At 60.2% G+C, this 22,664-nt stretch carries 18 protein-coding genes; 2 read left to right on the top strand and 16 right to left on the bottom strand.

Going from position 1 to position 22,664, the window contains the following annotated elements:
• Position 1: 1 nt before the first annotated feature.
• From ccoO to AEP_RS00210, 4 genes are all read right to left on the bottom strand, one after another.
• Positions 2-628, bottom strand: coding sequence for a cytochrome-c oxidase, cbb3-type subunit II (ccoO, locus tag AEP_RS00225; RefSeq protein ID WP_087493535.1), 627 nt, complete (start codon positions 626-628; stop codon positions 2-4).
• Positions 629-640: 12 nt separating this feature from the next.
• On the bottom strand, positions 641-2,074 hold the full coding sequence (gene ccoN, locus AEP_RS00220; RefSeq protein ID WP_087493534.1) for a cytochrome-c oxidase, cbb3-type subunit I: 1,434 nt from the start codon (positions 2,072-2,074) through the stop codon (positions 641-643).
• A 100-nt stretch (positions 2,075-2,174) separates the two neighbouring features.
• Complete coding sequence (gene ccoS, locus AEP_RS00215) at positions 2,175-2,312, bottom strand: cbb3-type cytochrome oxidase assembly protein CcoS (protein ID WP_087493533.1); 138 nt, start codon at positions 2,310-2,312, stop codon at positions 2,175-2,177.
• A gap of 2 nt (positions 2,313-2,314) precedes the next feature.
• The gene (locus AEP_RS00210; RefSeq protein WP_087493532.1) at positions 2,315-4,675 is read right to left on the bottom strand and encodes a heavy metal translocating P-type ATPase; all 2,361 of its coding nucleotides are present in this window, start codon (positions 4,673-4,675) and stop codon (positions 2,315-2,317) included.
• 104 nt (positions 4,676-4,779) lie between these two features.
• Between AEP_RS00210 and AEP_RS00205 the strand changes: the two genes are divergently transcribed.
• Positions 4,780-5,223 (top strand): universal stress protein, encoded by a 444-nt coding sequence (locus tag AEP_RS00205; protein WP_087493531.1) that lies wholly within the window; start codon positions 4,780-4,782, stop codon positions 5,221-5,223.
• Between the two features lie 45 nt (positions 5,224-5,268).
• Here the strand turns inward: AEP_RS00205 and AEP_RS00200 are convergent, their stop codons facing one another.
• The 11 genes from AEP_RS00200 to AEP_RS00150 form a co-directional block, all read right to left on the bottom strand.
• Complete coding sequence (locus tag AEP_RS00200) at positions 5,269-6,339, bottom strand: HD domain-containing phosphohydrolase (RefSeq protein ID WP_087493530.1); 1,071 nt, start codon at positions 6,337-6,339, stop codon at positions 5,269-5,271.
• Positions 6,340-6,354: 15 nt separating this feature from the next.
• Positions 6,355-9,930, bottom strand: a complete 3,576-nt coding sequence (locus AEP_RS00195) for a response regulator (RefSeq protein WP_198301873.1) — start codon at positions 9,928-9,930, stop codon at positions 6,355-6,357.
• A 17-nt stretch (positions 9,931-9,947) separates the two neighbouring features.
• On the bottom strand, positions 9,948-11,078 hold the full coding sequence (locus AEP_RS00190) for an FIST signal transduction protein (protein WP_087493528.1): 1,131 nt from the start codon (positions 11,076-11,078) through the stop codon (positions 9,948-9,950).
• 110 nt (positions 11,079-11,188) lie between these two features.
• A complete protein-coding gene (locus AEP_RS00185) occupies positions 11,189-12,721 on the bottom strand; it encodes a malonate--CoA ligase (RefSeq protein WP_087493527.1) in 1,533 nt (510 codons plus the stop codon).
• Between the two features lie 55 nt (positions 12,722-12,776).
• Entirely contained in the window at positions 12,777-13,595 is an 819-nt protein-coding gene (locus tag AEP_RS00180; RefSeq protein WP_087493526.1) for an enoyl-CoA hydratase/isomerase family protein, read from the bottom strand.
• An 8-nt stretch (positions 13,596-13,603) separates the two neighbouring features.
• Positions 13,604-14,629 (bottom strand): Bug family tripartite tricarboxylate transporter substrate binding protein, encoded by a 1,026-nt coding sequence (locus tag AEP_RS00175; RefSeq protein ID WP_087493525.1) that lies wholly within the window; start codon positions 14,627-14,629, stop codon positions 13,604-13,606.
• Between the two features lie 43 nt (positions 14,630-14,672).
• A complete protein-coding gene (locus AEP_RS00170; protein WP_087493524.1) occupies positions 14,673-16,166 on the bottom strand; it encodes a malonyl-CoA decarboxylase domain-containing protein in 1,494 nt (497 codons plus the stop codon).
• A complete protein-coding gene (locus AEP_RS00165; RefSeq protein ID WP_087493523.1) occupies positions 16,163-16,831 on the bottom strand; it encodes a GntR family transcriptional regulator in 669 nt (222 codons plus the stop codon). Before AEP_RS00165 ends, AEP_RS00170 begins: the two co-directional genes overlap by 4 nt.
• 140 nt (positions 16,832-16,971) lie before the next feature.
• On the bottom strand, positions 16,972-17,784 hold the full coding sequence (gene lgt, locus AEP_RS00160; RefSeq protein ID WP_087493522.1) for a prolipoprotein diacylglyceryl transferase: 813 nt from the start codon (positions 17,782-17,784) through the stop codon (positions 16,972-16,974).
• A gap of 48 nt (positions 17,785-17,832) precedes the next feature.
• Positions 17,833-19,689 carry a dihydroxy-acid dehydratase gene (gene ilvD / locus AEP_RS00155; protein WP_087493521.1) on the bottom strand — a complete coding sequence of 619 codons (1,857 nt, stop codon included), beginning with the start codon at positions 19,687-19,689 and terminating at the stop codon, positions 17,833-17,835.
• 62 nt (positions 19,690-19,751) lie between these two features.
• Positions 19,752-19,997, bottom strand: a complete 246-nt coding sequence (locus tag AEP_RS00150; RefSeq protein WP_087493520.1) for a TIGR04438 family Trp-rich protein — start codon at positions 19,995-19,997, stop codon at positions 19,752-19,754.
• Between the two features lie 100 nt (positions 19,998-20,097).
• Between AEP_RS00150 and AEP_RS00145 the strand changes: the two genes are divergently transcribed.
• Positions 20,098-20,409, top strand: a complete 312-nt coding sequence (locus tag AEP_RS00145) for a c-type cytochrome (protein ID WP_087493519.1) — start codon at positions 20,098-20,100, stop codon at positions 20,407-20,409.
• A 97-nt stretch (positions 20,410-20,506) separates the two neighbouring features.
• Here the strand turns inward: AEP_RS00145 and acs are convergent, their stop codons facing one another.
• Positions 20,507-22,501: an acetate--CoA ligase gene (acs, locus tag AEP_RS00140; protein ID WP_087493518.1), complete on the bottom strand. Its 1,995-nt coding sequence runs from the start codon at positions 22,499-22,501 to the stop codon at positions 20,507-20,509.
• Between the last annotated feature and the right edge of the window lie 163 nt (positions 22,502-22,664).

Genomic DNA, 22,664 nt, shown 5'->3' with positions numbered 1-22,664 from the left:
CTTACTTCAGTGCCAGGCCCAGAACCTGCAGGTAAGCGATGGTGGCTTCCAGCTCGGTCTTGCCCTTGACTTCTTCCGAGGCCTTGGCGATCTGCTCGTCGGTGTAAGGCACACCCACTTTGCGCAAGGCGCGCAGGTGCGATGGCAGGGACTCGGCATCCACCAGGTTTTTCTCCAACCAAGGGTAGGCCGGCATGTTGGACTCAGGCACCACATCACGTGGGTTGGTCAAGTGAATGCGATGCCATTCATCGCTGTACTTGCCGCCCACACGGGCCAGGTCCGGACCGGTACGCTTGCTGCCCCACTGGAAGGGGTGGTCATACACCGACTCGCCTGCCACGGAGTAGTGGCCGTAACGCAGTGTCTCGGCCCGGAAGGGGCGGATCATCTGCGAGTGGCAGTTGTAGCAACCTTCACGGATGTACACATCACGCCCGGCCAATTGCAAGGCGGTGTAGGGCTGGATGCCCTGGAGGGGCTCTGTGGTGGATTTCTGGAAGAACAGCGGAACAATTTCCACCATACCGCCTGCCAGCAACACCAGCAGGATCAGCACGATCATCAGAAAGTTGCTGGTCTCGATCTTCTCGTGCGACAGACCGGATGTACTTTTTTCGTTTGCCATACAAAGGTCCTTTTAAGCGTGGGCTGCTGCGGGAATGGCCACGGTATTGGCGCGTCCTGCAGTAGCAGTCATCAGGGTGTTCCAGAGCATGATCAGCATGCCGCCGAGGTACAGCAGGCCGCCCAACAAGCGCAACACATAGAAGGGGTAGGTCGCTTTCACCGACTCCACGAAGGTGTAGGTCAAGGTGCCGTCAGGGTTGATGGCGCGCCACATCAGGCCTTGCATCACACCGGCAATCCACATGGCAGCGATGTAAATCACGATACCGATAGTGGCAGTCCAGAAGTGCAACTCAATCGCTTTGACGCTGTACATCTGCTTGCGGCCGAACAGGCGGGGAATCAGGTAGTACATGGAACCCATGGTCACCAGACCCACCCAACCCAAGGCGCCGGAGTGCACGTGGCCCACAGTCCAGTCGGTGTAATGGCTCAGGGCGTTCACGGTCTTGATGGACATCATGGGGCCCTCGAAAGTGGACATGCCGTAGAAGGACAAGGACACGATCAGGAAGCGAAGGATGGGGTCGTCACGCAGTTTGTGCCATGCGCCGCTCAGGGTCATTACGCCGTTGATCATGCCGCCCCAGCTGGGTGCCAACAGAATCAGGGAGAACACCATGCCGACAGACTGGGTCCAGTCCGGCAAGGCGGTGTAATGCAAGTGGTGTGGACCCGCCCACATGTAAGTGAAGATCAGCGCCCAGAAGTGGACGATGGACAGGCGGTAGCTGTACACAGGCCGTTCTGCCTGCTTGGGAATGAAGTAGTACATCATGCCCAGGAAGCCGGCGGTCAGGAAGAAGCCCACAGCATTGTGGCCGTACCACCACTGAACCATGGCGTCTTGCACACCAGCGTAGGCGGAATACGATTTCATGAAGCCCGCGGGGATCGCTGCACTGTTCACCAAGTGGAGGATGGCCACCGCAATGATGAACGCACCAAAGAACCAGTTGGCTACATAGATGTGCTTGACCTTGCGGGTTCCGACGGTTCCGAAAAACACCACCGCGAACGACACCCAGACCAGTGTGATCAGGATGTCAATCGGCCATTCCAGCTCCGCGTATTCCTTGCCGGAGGTGTAACCCAATGGCAGAGAAATGGCTGCTGCCAGGATCACCAGCTGCCAACCCCAGAAGGTGAATGCGGCCAGCTTGTCGCTGAAGATGCGCACGTGACAGGTGCGCTGCACGACGTAATAGGCAGAAGCGAACAAGCCGCAACCGCCGAACGCAAAAATCACTGCATTCGTATGCAGCGGGCGCAAGCGCCCGTAGGTGAGCCACGGAATACCGAAGTTGAGTTCGGGCCAGGCGAGTTGGGCGGCGATGATCACGCCCACCAACATGCCGACCACCCCCCAGACCACGGTCATGATGGCGAACTGGCGCACAACGGTATCGTTGTACACCGTCGCCTGCTGATTTGGAAATGCCATATTTACCTCTTCTTGGATTACTTCAAAGCAAGTGTCTGCCGGGCTTTACAAACGCGGGTTGACCCAAATCAACCGGCAGAGAAAAAGCGGGGAACCTTTTTCAGGGTTCGCGCAAAATGCGCTCACCCTCGGATTCGATGTCCTCGAACTGGCCGCGGTCAATGGCCCACCAGAGACCTGCCAGAATGAAAAACACCAGCACCACCGACAGGGGAACCAACAAATACAAGATGTCCATGATTACTCCTGGGTGAGTGGAAAGAGAGGCGCCGTGTGCGCTCCGGAAGGGGCAGGCGAACTCAAGGGCGCAGAGAGGCGCAAGGCGTTCAACACCACCAGCAAGGAGCTGCAGGCCATGCCCAAACCGGCCAGCCACGCTGGCAAATAGCCCGCTACGGCCAAAGGAATGCAAGCTGCGTTGTAGGCCAAGGCCCACCAAAGGTTCTGGCGCACCACCTGCATGGTTTTGCGGGCCAGCATCCATGCGCTGCTCACGCTGGCCAACTTGTCACCCATGGCTACGAAATCAGATCGCGATTGCGCAATCGGCACCGCGCGCCCGAAGGCAAATGACACATGGGCGCCTGCCAGCACCGGCCCGTCGTTCAGCCCGTCGCCCACCATGGCCACCACGTGCCCGTCAGCCTGCAGCTGCTGCATGTAGGCCAGCTTGTCCGACGGCGAGCAAGCGCCACGCACATGAGCGATGCCCAATCGGCTGGCCATGGTGCGGGCCGCTTCTACACGGTCGCCGGATAAGAGATGCACCCCTATTCCCATGCTTTGCAAGGTGCGCACCACCTGCACGGCATCTTCACGCACTTCTTCTTGCAAATGGAAGCTGGCCACCCAGCCTGAATCATCGCTCAGGTGCACGACCGGACCTTGCGCCTCAGCCGATAGCAACTCTGGCGAAACACCGCCACAAAACGATGCGCCCCCCAAGCGGAAGCGCCCCTCCAAGAGACCATCTATCGTCAATTCCATGCTGATATCCGCTTCTACCCCCTGCCCTGCCACTTCGTGCGAGTCGTTTACGCGCAGGGGGCATATGCCTTCGCGCTCCGCAGCCAGCACCAACGCCCTTGATAGCGGATGCAGGGACTGCGAGGCCAGTCCGGCGGCAGCGGCCAAGGCAGAAGCCCGGTTAACGCCAGCACGACACGCGACCGTTTGCAGAGCCATCGCGTCGCGGGTCAGAGTCCCGGTTTTATCAAACACCACGGTATCGGCAGCCGCCAGAGTTTCCAAGGCGGGCAAGCTGCGGACCAGTAGCCCGTTGCGGGCCAGGTTTCCTGCTGCCGCCAGCATGGCCGCTGGAGTCGCAAGCGACAAAGCACAAGGGCAGGTCACCACCAACACTGCTACCGCCACCATCAAGGCATGGGCAGGGTCGGTCGGCCACCACCAGATGGCGGCACCCACAGCAGCGAGCAGCACGCCGATCAAAAAGGGTTTGGCCCAACGGTCGGCCATCTGCGCCGCGCCGGGCTTAGTGAGGGAGGCACTTTCCATGAGGGCCAGAATCTGGGCAAAACGGGTGGACTCCCCCAAGGTTTGCACCCGCACCAGCACAGTGCCCGACAGGTTGTGGCTGCCTGCAATGACGCCCTGCCCCAAACCGCGCTGCAGAGCATGCGACTCACCGGTCAGCAAGGATTCGTCCACCAGGGTGTGCCCCTGCTCGATCACGCCATCGGCGGCAAAGGTCTCGCCGGCGTGCACCTGCATCAGGTCACCCACCACCAGGCGACGCACCGCCACACGCTCAAAACTGCCGTCGGCAGCCCTGCGCTGCACGCTGTCGGGCATGCGGTTCATGAGCGCCTCCAGCGCACCCGCTGTGCGGTCGCGCAAGCGCAGCTCCAGCCAGCGGCCTGTCAACAAAAAGAACACAAACATGGTGAGCGAGTCGAAATACACCTCGCGTCCGAACAGACCGTCTGGATCAAAAGTACCCGCAGTGCTGGCAGCAAACGTGATCCCCATTCCGATGGCCACGGGCAAGTCCATGCTGATGCGGGCGTGGCGCACATCCGCCCACGCCTTGCGGAAAAACGGGCCGCAGGAAAACAAGATGACCGGCAACGACAAAACCCACGAGGCCCAACGCAGCAATTGCTCGTACTCGCCGGTCAGGTCGCCGGGGCGCGCTTGGTAGGCGGGCCACGCATACATCATTACTTGCATCATGCACAGACCCGCCACCAGCCACTGCCAGAGTGCTTTGCGGGATTCGGCTTTGCGTCGCTCCAAGGCGAACACATCGTTCGCAGGCACTGCGCGGTAACCGGCAGCTTGAACCGCGTGCATCCACTCTGAAGGCTTGACCTGGTCTTGCGACCAGCGCACTTGCGCGCGCTGACTGGCCGCACTCACCCGGGCTTCCTGCACGCCGGGCACGCTGCGCAAAGCATCCTCTATGGTCATGGCACAGGCGGCGCAGTGCATGCCTTCGACCACGATATTCGAATCCCAGCAGCCGGGCTCTGTACCTGACTCGCGGCTGAAGGCGGCCCACTCTGCCGGACTGTCGACCACGGCAAGAGAATCCCTGTCCAAAAGCACAGAGGTGGGAGGAAGGGCCGAGTTACTCATCATTGCAGAGGATTCTGAGCGGCAGGAGCCGAACGAACCTTGATGCAAATCAAGACTTTCAGGGATGAACGGCGTAACCTGAATGCTCACAACACAGGAGCATCAGCATGTACCAACGCATTCTTGTCACCACCGACGGCAGCAAACTTTCTCAAAAGGCCGTAAGCACCGCAATTTCCTTGGCAGGTCTGTGCGGCGCCGAACTCGTTGCACTCAAAGTGGTGCCCCGCTACCCCCAAAGCTATTTCGATGGAGGTATCGCGCTGGCCGGCGACGACATCAAGCAGGTAGAAAAAGCCTGGAGCGACGCTGCCCAGAAAGTGGTCGACGCTGTCAAAAAGACCGCGGAATCCAAGAAGGTGGCGACCAAAGCAATCGTCGTACGATCCGATGTGGTGTCAGACGCAGTCTTGGCCACCATCAAGAAGCACAGTTGCGATCTGGTCATCATGGCGTCCCACGGTCGCAAGGGCATCAAGCGACTGCTCTTGGGCAGTGAAACCCAGCATGTGCTCACCCACGCAACCATTCCTGTGCTGGTTTTGAAGTAAATGTGGCTCTAGCGCCCGTGCAATGTGCGCGGACTGCTCCTGAAATCAGAGCAGTTTAGAAGGGGTGAAAGAGAACTCTTCCTCTTCCTGGTACCGGTCGCGAATCGCCAAGACGTCGTCAAACCCGTCCAGGAAGGCTTGCACACATCGGGGATCAAAGTGAGTGCCAGAGCCGGCGTTTAGAAAGTCCACCGCCTGCTCCAGGGACCAGGCTTTTTTGTAGGGGCGCTCCGAGGTCAAAGCATCAAACACGTCTGCCACCGCGACGATGCGGCTGAAGATCGGAATAGCCTCGCCTTTGAGGCCTTGCGGGTAGCCGCTGCCGTCGTACTTTTCATGGTGGCCCAGCGCGATTTCCGCCCCCGCCTGCAGCACCCGTGAGTTGCTGTTCTTCAGCAGTTCGTATCCGAATGCAGCATGCTGCTTCATGATCTCAAACTCGGCGGCATCCAACCGGCCGGGCTTCAAAAGGATGTTGTCGGTAATGCCCACCTTGCCGATGTCGTGCATGGGGGCAGCTTCAAGCAACAGCTCCTGTTCTTCCGGCGGCAAACCCAGCTTCTTGGCAATCAGCTGGGAATAGTGCGCCATGCGCAGGATGTGCGCGCCGGTTTCCGGGTCACGGAACTCAGCTGCCTTGCACAGTCGGAAGACGGTGTCTCGCTCACGCTGCAAAATCACCTCGGTCGCTTTGCGCACTTCGGACGACAGCCACTCGGCGTGGTCGGCCAATTTGCGGCGTGCGCTGCTCAAGCTCAGCATGTTTTTGGCGCGGGCCAGGAACTCGACCTTGTCGACCGGCTTGGCCAAAAAGTCGTTGGCACCCGAGTCCAGTGCCCGGTAACGCACCTGCTTCTGGTCATTGGCCGTGATCATCAGGATGGGCACGTCCGCGCAATTAGGCAGCGCCCGGAAGCGTTGGATGAATTCCAGACCATCGATGTCCGGCATCATGTAATCCACGATCACCAAGTCAGGGGTGTGCGTCGCAGCCCATGCCAGTCCGTCCAAGGGGCTGGCGAAGCTGTGGCTCTGACAGTTGTCCAGCTTTTTGATCAGCGCGCCGAAAAGAATCAGATTGATTTCGGTATCGTCAATGATCAGTACTTCCTGCATGGTCACAGTATCGCCTTAAATCTGACCGCCGAACCCGGCAGACCGGTTGCGCAAAATCACCATGAGGCGCTCTACCTCATGTATCAGAGGCTCCACGACACCGCCTACTGAAGCCTTGTCCGCAAAAGCAGCCATGGCCTCCAGGCGATGCGCGAGATTACTGGCAGGTGCAGCACCGAAAAGGGCGAGAGTTCCCTTCAGGGCATGCGCCACGTGCAGTAAACCGTTGAAGTCACCCGCTGCAGCCAAATTACCCAGCCGTTCTTTGTCTCTGGGCCATTGCTCCATGAAGGCATCCGCCACGATATCCACCATTTCCTGATCCGCCTCTCTCAATGCTTGGGCGTAATCGAAATTTCCTTGGTCCAGCATCGCCAGGATGGAGGGCGAAATATCCCCACTCTCTTCTGCATCAGGCTCTTCGGGCCCAGCGTGAGAGAGTTGCAAGATTTTCTGTTGCAGCTCCTCCGACTTGATGGGCTTGGCAATGTAGTCATCCATGCCGGCTTCGAGGCAGAGATTGCGGTCCGACTCCATGGCATTGGCCGTCATGGCAATGATGGGAATGCGTCGGCCGCGCTCATTGGCCCGGATGTGGCGGGTCGCTTCCAGCCCATCCATCACCGGCATCATCATGTCCATCAGGACCAGGTCGTACGGCCGTTTGGGCAGCATGTCGAGTGCAATTTGTCCGTTGCCGGCCACGTCCACATGATGCCCCCAGCGTTGCAGCAAGGTAACCGCCAGTTTCTGGTTGATGGCGTGGTCCTCCACCAGCAGGATGTCCAGCACCGGATGGGAGTCACGGATGGAATGGCGGGTGACCAGCACCTCGGGCCGCACCTTGTGCAATTGCAAGACGCCTGAAACCATCTGCAGCAAGTCCTGCCGCGCAATCGGTTTGGACAGGTAGCCCGCGATACCCACCTGGCGTGAACGTTGACCGTCGCCTTTCATGCCGGCGGACGACAGCAGCACCATGGGCAAGCTGCTGCAATTGGGGAGGCCACGGACCAAGGGCGCGGTTGAGAATCCGTCCATCTCAGGCATCTGGCCATCCAGCAACACCAGATCGCAGGGCACCTGCGCATTCGCAGCGGTTTGTTGACTCAGCCAATCCAGCGCCGCGCGGCCGGAATCCGCCTGGCTGGTGCGGGCCCCGAAGGAGTGCAGCATGCCGCAGACCACTTCACGGTTGACCAGGTTGTCGTCGACCACCAGGATGTGCAGGCCATCCAACCGGATCAAGGCTGCGGTCTCTACAGGCGCAGAGGTATCTTTGACCAGCGCCACGGTGAAGTGGAACACGCTGCCCTGCCCCGGTGTGCTTTCCACCCAGATCGTTCCACCCATGCCCTCGACCAGGCGTGCACAGATGGTCAAGCCCAATCCCGTGCCACCGTACTTGCGGGTGGTGGAGCTGTCCTCCTGGGAGAACGCATCAAAAATGCTGCCCAATTTGTTGGCGGGAATGCCGATACCGGTGTCGCTCACAGCGAGGTGAAGCAGGGGTTTTCCGTTGGACGCCATTTCCTGGCGGATCCGCAACACCACTTCGCCGCGCTCGGTGAACTTGATGGCGTTGCCCAATACATTGACCAGCACCTGGCGCAAGCGGCCCGGGTCGCCGACCAGTGCGCGCGGCACATCAGGGGCCACGTCCCAGACCACTTCCAGCCCCTTGTCATGGGCGCGCAGCACTACGGTCTTGAGGGTGTCGGCCACCGTGCGTTCCAGGTTGAAGGGAATGGACTCAATGTCCATCTTGCCGGCTTCAATCTTGGAGAAATCCAGAATGTCGTTAATCACCCGCAGCAAGGCTTCGGACGAGGACTTCACGATGTTCAGGTATTCCTGTTGTTCAGCGTCCAGTGTGGTGTCCAGCAGCAGCTCGGTCATGCCGATCACCCCGTTCATGGGCGTGCGGATTTCATGGCTCATGTTGGCCAGGAAATCTGACTTGGCGTGATTGGCCGCCTCCGCCGCGTCCTTGGCCTTTTGCAACTCTTCGGAGATGTGACGGGCTTGGGTGACATCGGTCAGGAAGCCGTTCCACACAATATGGCCGTTGGCCTTGTGCTGCGGTTGAGACTCTCCGCGTACCCAGAAAATCTCCATGGTCTGGGCATTGACCATCCTGAAATCCATGCCCCAAGGAGCACCAGCAGCGGAAGCTTCGACCAGTGACTGCGCCACCGACGTGCGATCTTGCGGGTGTACACACTGCAAAAACGCATTGGAGTCGGTGGTCATCACCTCAGTGCGCACCCCCATCATGGTTTCGGCGGCATGGCTCATGAAGGCAATCTTGAACAAGCCGCCTTTGGTCACGAAATACTGGAATACCGCCACCGGTATGTGCCGGGTCACCTCGCGCAGACGCTCGTCAGCCTCTTTGGCCAGCGTGACGTCCTGCCAGATGCCCGTGAATATGGTGGCTCCATCCTGCCCGGTTTCAGGCTCGGGGCTGACCTCGGTGCGGATCCAACGTATGGTCTTGTTGGGTAATTGAATGCGGTATTCGCCCTGCCACGCCTCACGCCGCTGGGCTGCCAGATAAATGCCGTCGCGCACCAGGGGCCAGTCTTCTTCCAGCACCTGCCTCGAGGCGGACTTGGGGTCATCCAGCAGCTGTTGCACGCTGATGCCCCGCACTTCCTGGATGCGGTCATTCACAAAGGTGTAGCGCTGACCGCGTTCGCTTACATGGACTTGGAACACCACGCCGGGCAGCGTATTGGTGATGTGCCGCAGGCGCGCTTCGGCGGCCTTGATGTTCACTTCCATGCGCTTGCGGGCCGTGATATCCGTGCGGATGGCGATATACATATTGGGTGTACCGCTCTCGTCCTTGAGAGGCACGATGGTGGCGTCCACCCAATAAAGCTGGCCGGACTTGGAGCGATTGCAAATCTCACCCCGCCAGACCTTGCCTGACGAGATGACAGCCCACAGGTTGGTGAAATACACCTTGTCCTGCACGCCCGAATTGATCATCCGGTGGTTCTGGCCCAGTAACTCCCCGCGGGAGTAACCACTGAGCTGGCAGAACTTGTCGTTGGCGTAAACGATGTCACCCGCCGCGTTCGTGGTGCTCACGATTGCGTGCTGATCCAGCGCGAACTTCTGGTTGGCCAAATCGGTCAGGGCGAACTGCAAGTCCTTCTGGCTGTCTTCCTTCTGGCGCACCAATGTGCCCATCAGCTCCGACAAGGATTCCAGAGAATCGTCGATCAGGGGCGGATGATCCAGATCGACCTGCGCCATCAGTGCCGATGCCGTGGCGCGCAGGGAGTCCATGGCACGCGTGCGGCTCTCCAGTTCATCACGCAGGCGCGTGTTGCTGGCGGTCAGGTCGACAGAGCTGAGTTCGAGGCTGCGGCTTTTGAGCTCGAGGTCCCGGTCGTTCTGCAGGTAGGCCTCTTCCACTTGATGCATCAAAGGCCCGAGGCCTTTGATCGCCTGCAAGGCAGCCGGGGACAGCGGTACGCCCTCTTGCAAACCTGCAAGCTCCTGCTGCACAGTGGCCCAAGCCTGCGGGTCCAACCCCAGGTTCCGTTTGACCTGCCTGGCCAGCAATTTGTGATGCAAGGGACGCCCCGCCTCTGTCATGCCGATTCCGAAAAATAGGTGATGGTCATCGTCTGGTTATGCAGGAGACACTGCGCCCCATTGTGCGCCGGACTGATTTCACCATACGAATAAAAACCGGCCAGAGTCGGTCCTTTTCCTACAACGGCAGCCACGGCTTCTACTTCCTCATCCACACGCCCACCCATGACCAGCTTGCGTCCCACGCAGCTCACCATCAAGGCCAGTCCGTCAGCCTGTTGGATCTTCAGTCCCTGGGCAGCTTGCTCTGCACCATTCACCAGCGCGTCAGTGCCTGCTTGCATCATGCGCAGGTAACCGCCCTCCTCCACGTCGCCGGCCAGAGTGATGCTGCCCTCCGCTTCATCGATACCGAGAATGGTGCGCAACAAACCTTCCTCTTTACCGCCTGCCGACACCACCGAGAACGGGAACAGCAATCCGGACGCAGGCAAATCTTTGGCGTGCTCCCCGAGATAGCGTTTGTAAGTCGCCAACGCCGGCTCGCCATCCAGGGTAAAAAGCACATTGCGGCGGGCTTTCGTCACCCGCCGAGCGGGGCCAAAGGCTGACCAGCCGCCATACACCCCGTGAGACACCTGCAGGTCACTGCCATACAGGCCGGCACACACCAGCCGGGTGGCACTGACGCCCGTGTGATCCAGCACCACGGTTCGCACGAAGGCTGCGCCGTCGCCGGCCAGACCGCCCACAATCGGCACATCCGCGCCCAGCACGTGCGACATGCCGAGGATCAATGCACTGCCATTGATCTGGACGCCCTGCCCGAGCACGACCACGGCACGCAGACCATCACGCGGCAAACCGGACGCGAGGCGAACACCCGCGTCAAAGGAATCGTCCATGTCTTTGAGGTCTGTGGCGGCGGGCTGCATGCAGGTGGAGTCCCAGCGGACGGCTGTCAGCGCCAAAGAATCGTCGGCCACCCCGTCGCCGGAAATTTCGCCGGCTGTGGAGCACCCCATCAGGACAGCACCGGCAAAGGCCTTGCTCAGTTCGGGCTGGGCAGAGCGCAAAAGGTCTTCATTGCCGAAAGCCAGCACCCATTGGGGCCCGGATGCAGCCATGGCAGAAAAGCCCTCCGCAGCTGGAGAACTGGTGCGCCATGTGGCTTGAGATACTTGCATGCGTCGGCTCCGGTATGTTGGAATTTGCAGCCCGTAGTCATGATACGACGCTTGCGAGACAAATGCACAGAAATTGGCATTTATCTCACACTTAACAAATTTACCGTATTCTAAGCCGCCTTGTACTGGTCGCGCAAAAGATTCTTTTGCACCTTGCCCATGGCGTTGCGCGGCAAGGAATCCACCACCACGCAGCGTTTAGGGACCTTGAAGTTGGCCAACATGCCTTTCAAGGTGGCAACCACCTGTGCACCGTCCACCTGGTGACCGGCCTTGGGCACCACGACGGCCACGCCCACCTCACCAAAATCGGCATCCGGCACACCCACCACTGCGCTTTCGTCCACACCGGGGAGGTTGTTGATATAGCCCTCAATCTCAGCCGGGTAGACGTTGTAACCACCACTGATGATCAGGTCCTTGCTGCGGCCGACGATGGTCACATAGCCCTTGGCATCTACATGGCCCACATCCCCGGTCTTGAAGAAGCCATCGGCGGTGAATTCCTGCGCTGTTTTTTCCGGCATCTGCCAGTAGCCCTGGAACACATTGGGGCCCTTCACCTCGATGCCGCCGGTGTCACCCGCCTTGACGTCACGGCCGGACTCGTCACGTACCCGCAACTGCACACCCGGCAGTGGTTGCCCAACGGTGCCTACCACCCGCTCACCGTCTCCCGGTTTACAGGGGTTGGAAGTCAGCATCACGGTTTCCGACATGCCGTAGCGTTCCAGAATCGTGTGGCCGGTGCGCGCCTGCCACTGGCGGTGCGTATCCACCAGCATGGGGGCGGAACCCGATATGAAGAGGCGCATGTTCCGGGTGGACTGGGTGTTCAGCCCCGCCTCGGCCAGCAAGCGCACATACAGCGTGGGCACGCCCATGAACACCGTGGCCCGGGCCATCATGCGCAAGGCCGTTTGCGGCTCGAACTTGGCGCACCAGAGCATCTTGCTGCCATTGATCAGCGCGCCATGAATGGCCACAAACAAGCCATGCACGTGGAAGATAGGCAAAGCGTGGATCAGCACATCGCCTTCCTTCCAGTCCCAGTACGTTTGCAGTACGCGGGCATTGCTCAGCAGATTGCCATGGCTGAGCATGGCGCCCTTGCTGCGGCCGGTGGTACCGCTGGTGTAAATGATGGCGGCCAGATCGTTGGCAGCGCGCGGCACCGGCGTGTGGGTGCGTGGAAATTTGGATGCCCGCTCCAGCAGCGTGCCGGTGCGGTCGTCATTGAGCGAAAACACGTACTGCGTGCCGGCCAGAAACGCCATTTTGCTCAGCCAGCCGAAGTTGCGGCCTGCACACACCAGCACCGCCGGTTTGGCATCGCTGATGAAGTAGTCCATCTCCGCGCTCTGGTAGGCCGTGTTGAGCGGCAGGTACACCAAGCCCGCCCGCAGCGTGGCCAGATACAGCACCAGTGCCTCCACTGATTTGTCCACCTGCACCGCGACGCGGGTACCCGCCGGCAGGTCCAGAAAGCCGAACAGGTTGGCCACCATGGCGGTGGCCTCGTCCAGGTCGCGCCAGGAATAGTGCAAGCCACTGTCTGTCTCTACCGCAACAGCATCCAGGTCAGCGGGGAACGCAGCACGCAGCGCGGTGAAAAGGTTGTGGTCGGTGAAGAGTGTGTTCATAACGGGATCTCAAACGTTCATGATTACGTGGGAAAGTTGGCAGTGCGGGACCGGGCTAGAACACCGGCGGGCGTTTGGCCAGAAAGGCGGTAATGCCTTCCCGGTGTTCAGCGGAGTCGGCGTAGGCGTAAGGGTCGACGCCCGCCTGCTCATTTGCTATCAATTCAGGAGCTGGTTGCGCATATTCCACGGGCGCCAGGGGCCGATTTACTGCCCGAAGTGTCTGTTTGTTCAAGCGGGCGGCCTGTGGCGCCAAACCGGCGATGCGAACGGCCACATCGCGGCAGGCATCGTCCAGCGTGTCTGTCGTGTGCACGCGGGTCAAAAAGCCGTGACCCAGCATGGCGGCAGCGTCAAACACCTCGGCGGCGAGCAGCATGGCGCGTGCCACGGTGGCGCCCGCCACCTGCCCCACCAAGGCAGCTTCCCGCGGCGCCATGGGAAAACCCAAACGCGCAATCGGCGCACCGAAGCGGGCGGTGTCAGCCGCCAGGCGAAGGTCGCAGCAACTGGAGATTTCCATGCCCGCGCCCATGCAGTTGCCCTCGATGCGCGCGACGATGGGCACATCGCAATCCAGCATGGCCTGCAAACCGCCCCACACCTCTTGCTCATGGAAGTGGCGCAGCTGCGCCTCGTCAAAGCGGAAGGACGGGTACTCGGCAATGTCGCCCCCGGAACAGAAATGCCCTCGGTCGCCCTGCAACAGCACACAGCGCACACTGGCGTCCTGCTGCACAGCGGTAAACACCGCCCTCAACTCCGTCCACATGCTGCGGGACATGGCGTTGAACTTGCCCGTGTGGGTCAAGGTCAGCCGCCAGACCCCGGGGGTGCCGAAAGCGTCCTGCTCGATTGCAATACCACCCGCCATGTCGCCCCTCAGTCGAGTTTGGCGCCGGAGGCCTTGACGACTGCCGCCCAGCGCTTGATTTCAGCACTCACAAAAGTGCCGAATTGCGCAGGGGTGAGCTTGCCGAACTCGGCACCGTTGTTGGCCCACGCGGTTTTGATCTCTTCGGCCGCGGAGAGGCGGTTCACCTCTTCCACCACACGCGCCTGCACATCGGCGGGTGTGCCCTTGGGTGCCCACAAGCCATACCAGGTGGTCACGGTGTAGTTGGGCAGGCCAAGTTCGGCCGCGCAGGGCACATCGGGGAAGGCCGGGCTGCGCTTGGTGCCGGACACCATCAGCGCCTTGATGCGTCCACCCTTGATGTGGTTGGCGGATGAACCCAGTCCGTCAAACATCATGTCCACACTGCCCGCCATCAAATCCTGCAGAGCCGGACCGGCGCCGCGGTAGGGAATGTGGGTGATGAAGGTGCCCGTCTGCTGCTTGAACAATTCGCCCGCCAGGTGGTGGGAGGTGCCGCCACCTGCGGAGCCGTAGTTCATCTTGCCGGGGCTGGCTTTGACCTGCGCCAGAAACGCCTTGTAGTCTCCGGGTACGTTCTTGGGATTCACCACCAGCACCTGGGGCACGTTGGCCACCAGCGCGAGGGGGATGAAGTCTTTCTCGATGTCGTAGTCCAGCTTGGGGTACATGCTGGGCGCAATCGCGTGGTGCACCGCACCCATGAACAGGGTGTAGCCATCGGGCTGTGCCTTGGCTGCAATGCCGGCGCCGAGGGTGCCGCCTGCACCGCCGCGGTTGTCAATGACCAGCTGGGTACCGGTGAGCTTGGAAAACTGCGCCGACATGGGGCGCGCAAAAGCATCGGTACCGCCACCGGCCGGAAAAGGCACCACCAGCGTGACCGGCTTGGCGGGCCACTTGGCCTGCGCGAGAGCGCTTGCCGGAGCCAGTGCCCAAGCGGTGGCGGCCGCGGTACCCGCGCCCAGCAGACTGCGACGGCTTAGCGCTGCATCGGGTTGGAATGGAAAAAGCGTGTTGTCATTAGCCATGTTTGTCTCCTGCTCGTATTAATGGAAGTACCGTTCGCACACACTAAAAAAACAGATTGCTCACCGCGCTGGCCACCGGAATGCGGCCGCTTGCCAGCCCTTCCCGGTGCTTGTCGAGCCGCTTGAGGTCGTAGAGGTAATTCACCATCAGTCCGTAGGACTGCTTGATGCCTTTGGACGACGGATCTCCCGCCCAGTTCAGCCGCTCGACCCGCGCACCGTTACCCAAGTGAAAGCGCGCCACCGGATCTAGCGGCTTGCCATGCACAGTCTCGCGGCCCAGATACTGCGCAGCGCAGCGCATCAGCATGTGCTGCACCGGTGAGCCGGGCTTGAGAGACAGGGGTGACTCGGCCGCCGCCAGAAAGTGCGCGGTCGTAACGGGCTCGAAACCGGAGGCGCGGCCCAACTCTTCGCGGGCTTTGTCGTCCAGTTGCTCAAGCTGGGCCGTTGCGTTCTTCTGCAACCAGCCGCGAAAGCCGGGAATGGGCGAGAGCGTCGCAAAGGTCTTGAGCTGGGGAAACTCTGCCTTGAGGGTTTCGACCACGCGCTTGATCAGCGAGTCCCCGAAGCTCACACCACGCAGCCCGTCCTGGGTGTTGCTGATGGAGTAAAAAATGGCCGTCGTGGCAGCGTTCAGGTCAGCCGCGTCGGCGGACTCGTCCAGGAGCGGCGTAATGCAATCGGTGAGCGCATCCACCAGCGCCACTTCCACAAAAATCAGGGGCTCATCCGGCAAGCGGGGGTGGAAGAAGCCGTAGCAGCGGCGATCCGAGTCCAGACGGTTTTTCACGTCTGCCCAGCTCTTGATGTCGTGCACCGCTTCGTACTTGATGAGCTTCTCAACCAGCGAAGCCGGTGAATCCCAGCTGATACGCCGCAGCTCCAGGAAACCCACATCAAACCAGGTGGAGAACATGTATTCCATCTCCACGTCCAGCGCCTGCAAGCGCTTGTCGGTTTTGACGGCGGACTGCATCTCTGCCCGCAGGTTGACCAGAAAGCGAATGCCGGTGGCGTCTGCACTGAAGCGCTGCAAGAGGCGCCGGCGTGGAGAGACGGTAGCGCGGCGGTAGTGCACCTCGGCGGCTGCCTCGTCCGGCGTGCCCAAGGCGGCCGCAAACTTGGCTTGAGCGGCCTGGGCCTTGACCGGGTCGGCGACAAACATTTCGCTCATCAGCAACCAGAGGTCCAGCCGCCGGGCGGGTGTGGCACCGGCGTACCAAGCCATCAGGGCTGCGGCGCGACGACCACCTTCGACCTCACTGACCCGCTCATCAATAACGGCTTGCAATTCCTGCAGGATGCGGCGCAAGACGCGGGGTGACAAGGCCTCATCCCCCTGGCGCAGCGTGGCCTGCAGGCGCTCGCGCGTGCTGCGGGCACCGGCACGCTTGGTTACCGGAGGCGCCCCCTCGCTTGCTATTTTTTTAGGAGCTGCTTGCGCAGATCCCGCGGGCGCCGGAGCCGTATTTTCCTTAAAGCTGCGCGGCAGCAGGCGGGCCACATTGCGGTTGATCCAGGAGTCCTGAGTCATGCGAGTAACCTGCTCTTTCCGTGGCGGGCCAGCTCCCGCAAGGCATCACGCTGGCGCATCAAATGGTTGCGCATGGCGGCATCGGCCGCATCGGCATCCCCGGCACGAATGGCGGCAAACACGGCCAAGTGCTCACTCAGGCTCTGCTCCAAGCGGCCGGGGGCATGCAGCTGCTGCAGGCGGGCCAGCTTGAGGATCTTGCGCAAATCCGCAATCACCTGGGCCAGCCAGCGGTTGTCCGCCAGGGTGATGATGGCCTCATGGATGCTGTAATTGGCGGCGTAGTAGTCGGGGATGCGGCGCGCCGCTGCGTGGGCCTGCAGGCTGTCATGCAAAGTATCCAGCGCAGCAATGTCTGCAGCAGTGGCTTTGCGGGTGGCCTCGAAGGCGCAACGCCCCTCGAGCAGTGCAATCACCGGAAAAATCTCATCCAGATCCTGTTCCGTGACCTCGCTGACAAAACTACCGCGGCGGGGCTCATGGCGCACCAGACCCTCCGCGGCCAGTACCTTGAGTGCCTCCCGCAACGGTGTGCGCGAGATCGACCACTCGGTACATAGCGCGGCTTCGTCAATAAACGCGCCCGCGTGCAAAGCCCCTTCAAAGATGCGGGAGCGCAGCCGGTCGGCTACGTCGTCATGCAGTGAATTGGGTACGGCTCGCATGGGTTGGGTCGGGCTCCACAAGGCTGATAAGTGCTACGTAATTTTTCATAATTACGTGTAATTACAAGCAATGGTAAAGAGATGCCGTTCTTTTGAGCCCCGTATTTACCCTCGGGGCGCGACCCGGTTTGTCTTGGATATCAGTGGGATCTGCGAGCTGCCCATGCCCACAAGGCTGCGCCGCCCGCAATCATGGGCACGCACAACCATTGGCCCATGCTCATGCCGGTTTGCTGCTGCAGCCACAAGAGATGCGCATCCGGCTCCCGGAAGAACTCGGCAATGAATCGGAACACGCCATAGCCGAACAAAAAGGCCGAAGCCACCTGCCCCTGCTTGCGCGGTTTGCTGGCGTACCACCATAGCAGCACAAAAAGCAGCATCCCTTCGAGCAAGAACTGGTAAATCTGTGAGGGGTGCCGCGGCAACGGGCCACCATCACGGAACAGCATGGCCCACGGCAAGGACGGATCGGCGACCCGGCCCCACAGCTCACCGTTAATGAAGTTACCCACCCGGCCGGATGCCAGGCCGGTAGGCACGCAAGGCGCAACAAAGTCCGCCACCTGCCAGAAGGGCTTGTTACGGGACACCGCAAACCAGACCATGGACGCAATCACACCCAGCATGCCGCCATGAAAACTCATGCCGCCCTGCCAGACGAACAACACCTCCAGGGGATGGGCGGCGTAATACGCGGGCTTGTAAAACAGGCAGTACCCGATGCGCCCGCCGAGCACTACGCCCAATACGCCCAGGAACAGGATGTCTTCCACATCCTTGAACGACCAGGCTCCACTGCCCTGCACTGCCGCGAACGGCGCGTGCCGCAATCTGCGGGACCCCAGAAACAAAAAAAGCCCGAAGGCCACGAGGTAGGTCAGCCCGTACCAGTGCACAGCGACCGGCCCGAGCTGCAATGCAACCGGGTCAATTTGGGGATGGATCAGCATGGGGAAACAAATGCGCCCGGAGCCTGTGAGGGCCCCGGGCGGGTAGGTTTAGTCGAGCAAGGACAGGTCGCGCACAGCGCCCTTGTCGGCAGACATGACCAGCTTGGCGTAGGCCTTGAGGGCAGCAGTCACCTTGCGTGGGCGGGGCTGGGCAGGCTTCCAGCCGACTTTGTCCTGCTCTACACGGCGCGCTGCCAGCTCTTCATCAGAGACCAACACATTGATGGAACGATTGGGGATGTCGATGCGGATGCGGTCGCCATTGCGAACCAAGCCAATCGCGCCACCGGCAGCGGCTTCAGGCGAAGCATGACCGATTGACAACCCTGAGGTACCACCCGAGAAACGGCCATCGGTCAACAGGGCGCAGGCCTTGCCCAAACCCTTGGACTTGATATAGCTGGTGGGATACAGCATTTCTTGCATGCCGGGGCCGCCCTTGGGGCCTTCATAACGCACGATAACCACGTCACCTGCCACGACCTTGTCGGCCAGGATGTTGGCCACGGCTTCGTCTTGCGACTCCACCACATGGGCAGGACCTTCGAACACCAAGAGGCTGTCATCCACACCGGCGGTTTTGACGACACAGCCGTTCAGGGCGATGTTGCCGACCAGTACCGCCAAGCCGCCTTCTTTGCTGAAAGCATGTTCGAACGAACGGATGCAGCCTTCTGCGCGGTCGGTGTCCAGGCTGGGCCAACGGGCCGCCTGGCTGAACGCGACCTGGGTGGGAATACCACCGGGGCCGGCCATGTAAAAGGTCTTGACCGTGTCCGATGGGTTACGTGCAATATCCCACAGATCGAGCGCGTCCTTCATGGTCTTGCTGTGTACGGTGGGCACGTCAGTGTGCAAGCGGCCTGCGCGGTCCAGCTCACCCAGAATGCCCATGATGCCGCCAGCGCGGTGCACGTCTTCGATGTGGTATTTGTTGGTGTTAGGGGCTACCTTGCACAGCTGCGGCACGATTTTGGACATGCGGTCAATGTCGGCCATGGTGAAGTCGATTTCCGCTTCCTGCGCAATGGCAAGGATGTGCAGGATGGTGTTGGTGGAGCCACCCATGGCAATGTCCAGCGCGATCGCATTCTCAAACGCCTTGAAACCCATGGAGCGCGGCAGGATGCTGCTGTCTTCCTCTTCGTAGTAGCGCTTGCACAACTCCACCACCAGGTGACCGGCACGCTTGAACAGTTGCTCGCGGTCAGCATGCGTGGCCACCACAGTGCCGTTGCCGGGCAAAGACAAACCCAGCGCTTCCGTCAGGCAGTTCATGGAGTTGGCGGTGAACATGCCGGAGCAGGAACCGCAGGTCGGGCAGGCAGAGCGTTCCACTTCAGCTACGTCGGCATCACTGACCTTGTCGTCAGCCGCCATCACCATGGCGTCAACCAAGTCGAGCTTTCTGAACTCGATTTTCTGGGTCGTAGGGTTCAGCAGCTTCACCTTGCCAGCCTCCATCGGGCCGCCGGACACAAACACCACAGGAATATTCAGTCGCATGGCGGCCATCAACATGCCGGGGGTGATCTTGTCGCAGTTGGAGATGCACACCATGGCATCGGCGCAATGCGCGTTGACCATGTACTCCACCGAGTCGGCAATCACGTCGCGGCTGGGCAGCGAATACAACATACCGTCGTGGCCCATGGCAATGCCATCATCCACGGCAATAGTGTTGAATTCTTTGGCCACACCGCCCGCAGCCTCAATCTCACGCGCCACCAACTGGCCCAAGTCCTTCAGGTGTACGTGACCAGGCACGAACTGGGTGAAGGAGTTCACCACGGCAATGATGGGTTTGCTGAAGTCGGCATCCTTCATACCGGTGGCGCGCCACAAAGAGCGAGCGCCCGCCATATTGCGGCCGGCAGTGGATGTCTTGGAACGGTAAGCTGGCATGGTGATTAATTGAGATTCGGTTGAACGGTGAGAAAGCGGGGGTAATTATCCCCCAGCCCCTGTCATCGGCGTTTTTTAGACCCTTGAAGGCCCATGGCTTCCCGCTGGCGGTCAATGCGGGCCTGTTTGCGCGCATTTTCTTTGTCCATGGCCTTACGCTTGGTGTAACCCGAGCTGTCCGCCCATGCCCACCAGGCAATTGCCAATGCAAAAGGAATCAATACTTGCCACCATGCCCAGTTGGCCACCGGTTCGATGAGCATGTATTTCATCACCAGAAGAATCAAACCCAAACCCAAAAAGTACATCGTCGTTGCTCCAATGCGTTGCCCCTGTTTCTGCTGGGGGGTCAACGTGCGTTACTACAATCCCGTTGTGGAGATGGTATCCAAACCCGAGAGGCTCGTGATGAAACAATTTTTCTTGCGCAGTGTGACAGTAACCCTGATGGCAATGGCGCCTGCAGCGTGGGCAGACCAAGCCTTGGCCACAGCCAAAAACTGTATGACTTGCCACATGGTGGACAAGAAGGTCTTGGGCCCATCATTCAAAGAAGTGGCCGGCAAATACAAGGGCGACAAAGCTGCCGCTGACCGCTTGGCCACCAAAATCATGAAAGGTGGCAGCGGCGTATGGGGCACCGCTTACATGCCTGCCAACGCCCAGGTGAATGAAGCCGAAGCCAAGAAACTGGCTGCTTGGGTGCTATCCCTGAACTGATCACTCAAGCACTAAGGAAAAAAAGCCGCTGTCACCAGCGGCTTTTTTTTGTGCCCGGCAACGGGCAACTTGAAAGTTGCCCGTTCGCAAGGAGGCATCAGTAGGCTTGACCCAACTGATCCAGAATCGCCGGGTTTTCCAGCGTGCTGGTGTCCTGCGTGATGGACTCGCCCTTGGCCAGCGAACGCAGCAATCGGCGCATGATCTTGCCGGAACGGGTTTTAGGCAAGTTCTCGCCGAAGCGGATGTCCTTGGGCTTGGCAATCGGGCCGATTTCCTTGGCGACCCAATCACGCAACTCTTTGGCAATTGCCTTGGCCTCGTCGCCTTCAGGACGGGAGCGCTTGAGCACCACGAAGGCACAAATGGCCTCACCCGTCAGGTCATCAGGACGGCCCACCACCGCGGCCTCGGCAACCAGATCGGATTTGGCAACCAACGCAGACTCAATTTCCATGGTACCCATACGGTGACCGGACACGTTGAGAACGTCGTCGATACGACCCGTAATACGGAAGTACCCGCGGTCCGCGCTACGCACTGCGCCGTCGCCGGCCAGGTAATAGCCTTTGAGCTCGTCAGGGAAGTAGCTCTTTTTGAAGCGCTCAGGATCGTTCCAGATCGTACGGATCATCGAGGGCCATGGGCGCTTCACCACCAGAATGCCACCGGATCCATTGGGCATTTCGTTGCCGCTTTCATCCACGATGGCAGCCATGATGCCGGGCAATGGCAAAGTGCAACTACCGGGCACCAAAGGTGTGGCACCTGGCATGGGGCTCATCATGTGGCCGCCGGTTTCGGTTTGCCAGAAGGTATCCACAATCGGGCACTTTTCGTGACCCACGTTCTTGTAGTACCACATCCAGGCTTCGGGGTTGATGGGCTCACCCACTGATCCCAGAATGCGCAAGGACGACAGGTCAGAACGATCCGGATGCACAGCGGCATCAGCCTCTGCAGCCTTGATCAACGAACGGATTGCCGTGGGCGCTGTGTAGAAGATGGTGCACTTGTGGCGCTCAATCATTTGCCAGAAGCGACCCGCGTTCGGGAAAGTTGGCACGCCTTCAAAAATGATCTGGGTGGCGCCAGCGGCCAAGGGGCCGTAGGCCACGTAGGTGTGGCCAGTAATCCAGCCGATATCGGCCGTGCACCAGAACACATCTTCCGGCTTCAGGTCAAACGTCCAGTCCATGGTGAGCTTGGCCCACAGCAGGTAGCCGCCGGTGGAGTGCTGCACACCCTTGGGCTTGCCGGTTGAACCCGATGTGTAAAGGATGAACAAGGGGTGCTCAGCGCCTACAGGCACGGGGGCGCAGTCAGTGCTCTGGCCGGCCAGTGCTTCATCAAAGGTCTTGTCGCGCCCTGCCACCATGTTGCATGCGGTCTGGGTGCGCTGGTACACATACACCGTCTTGATGGACTCGCAGCCACCCATGGCAATGCCCTCGTCCACAATGGATTTCAGAGGCAACTCTTTGCCGCCGCGCATCTGGTAGTTGCTGGTGATGACAGCCACCGCGCCTGCGTCAATGATGCGCTCCTGCAATGCTTTCGCAGAGAAGCCGCCGAACACCACACTGTGGGTGGCGCCGATACGGGCGCAGGCTTGCATGGCGATCACGCCCTCCAGCGTCATGGGCATGTAGACCAGTACGCGGTCGCCTTTCTTGATGCCATCGGCCTTCAAGGCGTTGGCAAATTGACTGACTCGGGCAAGCAGCTCTTTGTAGGTGGTCTTGGTGACTTTGCCGTCATCGGCTTCGAAGATCACGGCCACTTTGTTTTCTGTAGGCGTGCCGATGTGCTTGTCCAGACAGTTGGCGGAGGCGTTCAGCTCGCCATCGTCAAACCACTTGTAGAAAGGTGCATTGGATTCGTCGAGTGTGCGTGTGAATGGCTTGTTCCAAACCACATTGGCTTTGGCCAGTCGAGACCAGAAACCTTCAAAATCTTTCTCAGCCTCCGCACACAGGGCGTTGTAGCCCTCCATGCCCGAAATGCGGGCCGCTTTGACGGTGGCTTCGCTGGGCGGGAAGACCCGGTTTTCAACCAGGACGGACTCAATGGCAGAGGTGGAAGCGCTCACGGGTTTGTCTCCTCGGAATTATTAAAAACTGCGCGAATGGTTATCCCATGCACTTACAAATCACTGACTGACGCAGGTCAAGCCCGGCCGTCAGGATGGCGAGAGAGTCATTCGCTAAACTCAAGAGGTTCGCGTTTCTCCGCTTTCCACTTCTCCAAAGAGA

It is taken from the genome of Curvibacter sp. AEP1-3, assembly GCF_002163715.1.
Classification (GTDB): Bacteria; Pseudomonadota; Gammaproteobacteria; order Burkholderiales; family Burkholderiaceae_C; genus Allorhodoferax.
This window is presented reverse-complemented; position numbering and strand designations above follow the sequence as displayed.

What these genes read in the sequence shown, in the direction of transcription:
- ilvD (WP_087493521.1), bottom strand. Translation starts at nt 19,689, where the DNA reads ATGCCAGCTTACCGTTCCAAGACATCCACTGCCGGCCGCAATATGGCG.
- AEP_RS00150 (WP_087493520.1), bottom strand. Translation starts at nt 19,997, where the DNA reads ATGTACTTTTTGGGTTTGGGTTTGATTCTTCTGGTGATGAAATACATG.
- AEP_RS00170 (WP_087493524.1), bottom strand. Translation starts at nt 16,166, where the DNA reads ATGACTCAGGACTCCTGGATCAACCGCAATGTGGCCCGCCTGCTGCCG.
- AEP_RS00180 (WP_087493526.1), bottom strand. Translation starts at nt 13,595, where the DNA reads ATGGCGGGTGGTATTGCAATCGAGCAGGACGCTTTCGGCACCCCCGGG.
- ccoN (WP_087493534.1), bottom strand. Translation starts at nt 2,074, where the DNA reads ATGGCATTTCCAAATCAGCAGGCGACGGTGTACAACGATACCGTTGTG.
- AEP_RS00190 (WP_087493528.1), bottom strand. Translation starts at nt 11,078, where the DNA reads ATGCAAGTATCTCAAGCCACATGGCGCACCAGTTCTCCAGCTGCGGAG.
- AEP_RS00185 (WP_087493527.1), bottom strand. Translation starts at nt 12,721, where the DNA reads ATGAACACACTCTTCACCGACCACAACCTTTTCACCGCGCTGCGTGCT.
- AEP_RS00210 (WP_087493532.1), bottom strand. Translation starts at nt 4,675, where the DNA reads ATGATGAGTAACTCGGCCCTTCCTCCCACCTCTGTGCTTTTGGACAGG.
- ccoO (WP_087493535.1), bottom strand. Translation starts at nt 628, where the DNA reads ATGGCAAACGAAAAAAGTACATCCGGTCTGTCGCACGAGAAGATCGAG.
- AEP_RS00205 (WP_087493531.1), top strand. Translation starts at nt 4,780, where the DNA reads ATGTACCAACGCATTCTTGTCACCACCGACGGCAGCAAACTTTCTCAA.
- lgt (WP_087493522.1), bottom strand. Translation starts at nt 17,784, where the DNA reads ATGCTGATCCATCCCCAAATTGACCCGGTTGCATTGCAGCTCGGGCCG.
- ccoS (WP_087493533.1), bottom strand. Translation starts at nt 2,312, where the DNA reads ATGGACATCTTGTATTTGTTGGTTCCCCTGTCGGTGGTGCTGGTGTTT.
- AEP_RS00200 (WP_087493530.1), bottom strand. Translation starts at nt 6,339, where the DNA reads ATGCAGGAAGTACTGATCATTGACGATACCGAAATCAATCTGATTCTT.
- AEP_RS00165 (WP_087493523.1), bottom strand. Translation starts at nt 16,831, where the DNA reads ATGCGAGCCGTACCCAATTCACTGCATGACGACGTAGCCGACCGGCTG.
- AEP_RS00175 (WP_087493525.1), bottom strand. Translation starts at nt 14,629, where the DNA reads ATGGCTAATGACAACACGCTTTTTCCATTCCAACCCGATGCAGCGCTA.
- AEP_RS00145 (WP_087493519.1), top strand. Translation starts at nt 20,098, where the DNA reads ATGAAACAATTTTTCTTGCGCAGTGTGACAGTAACCCTGATGGCAATG.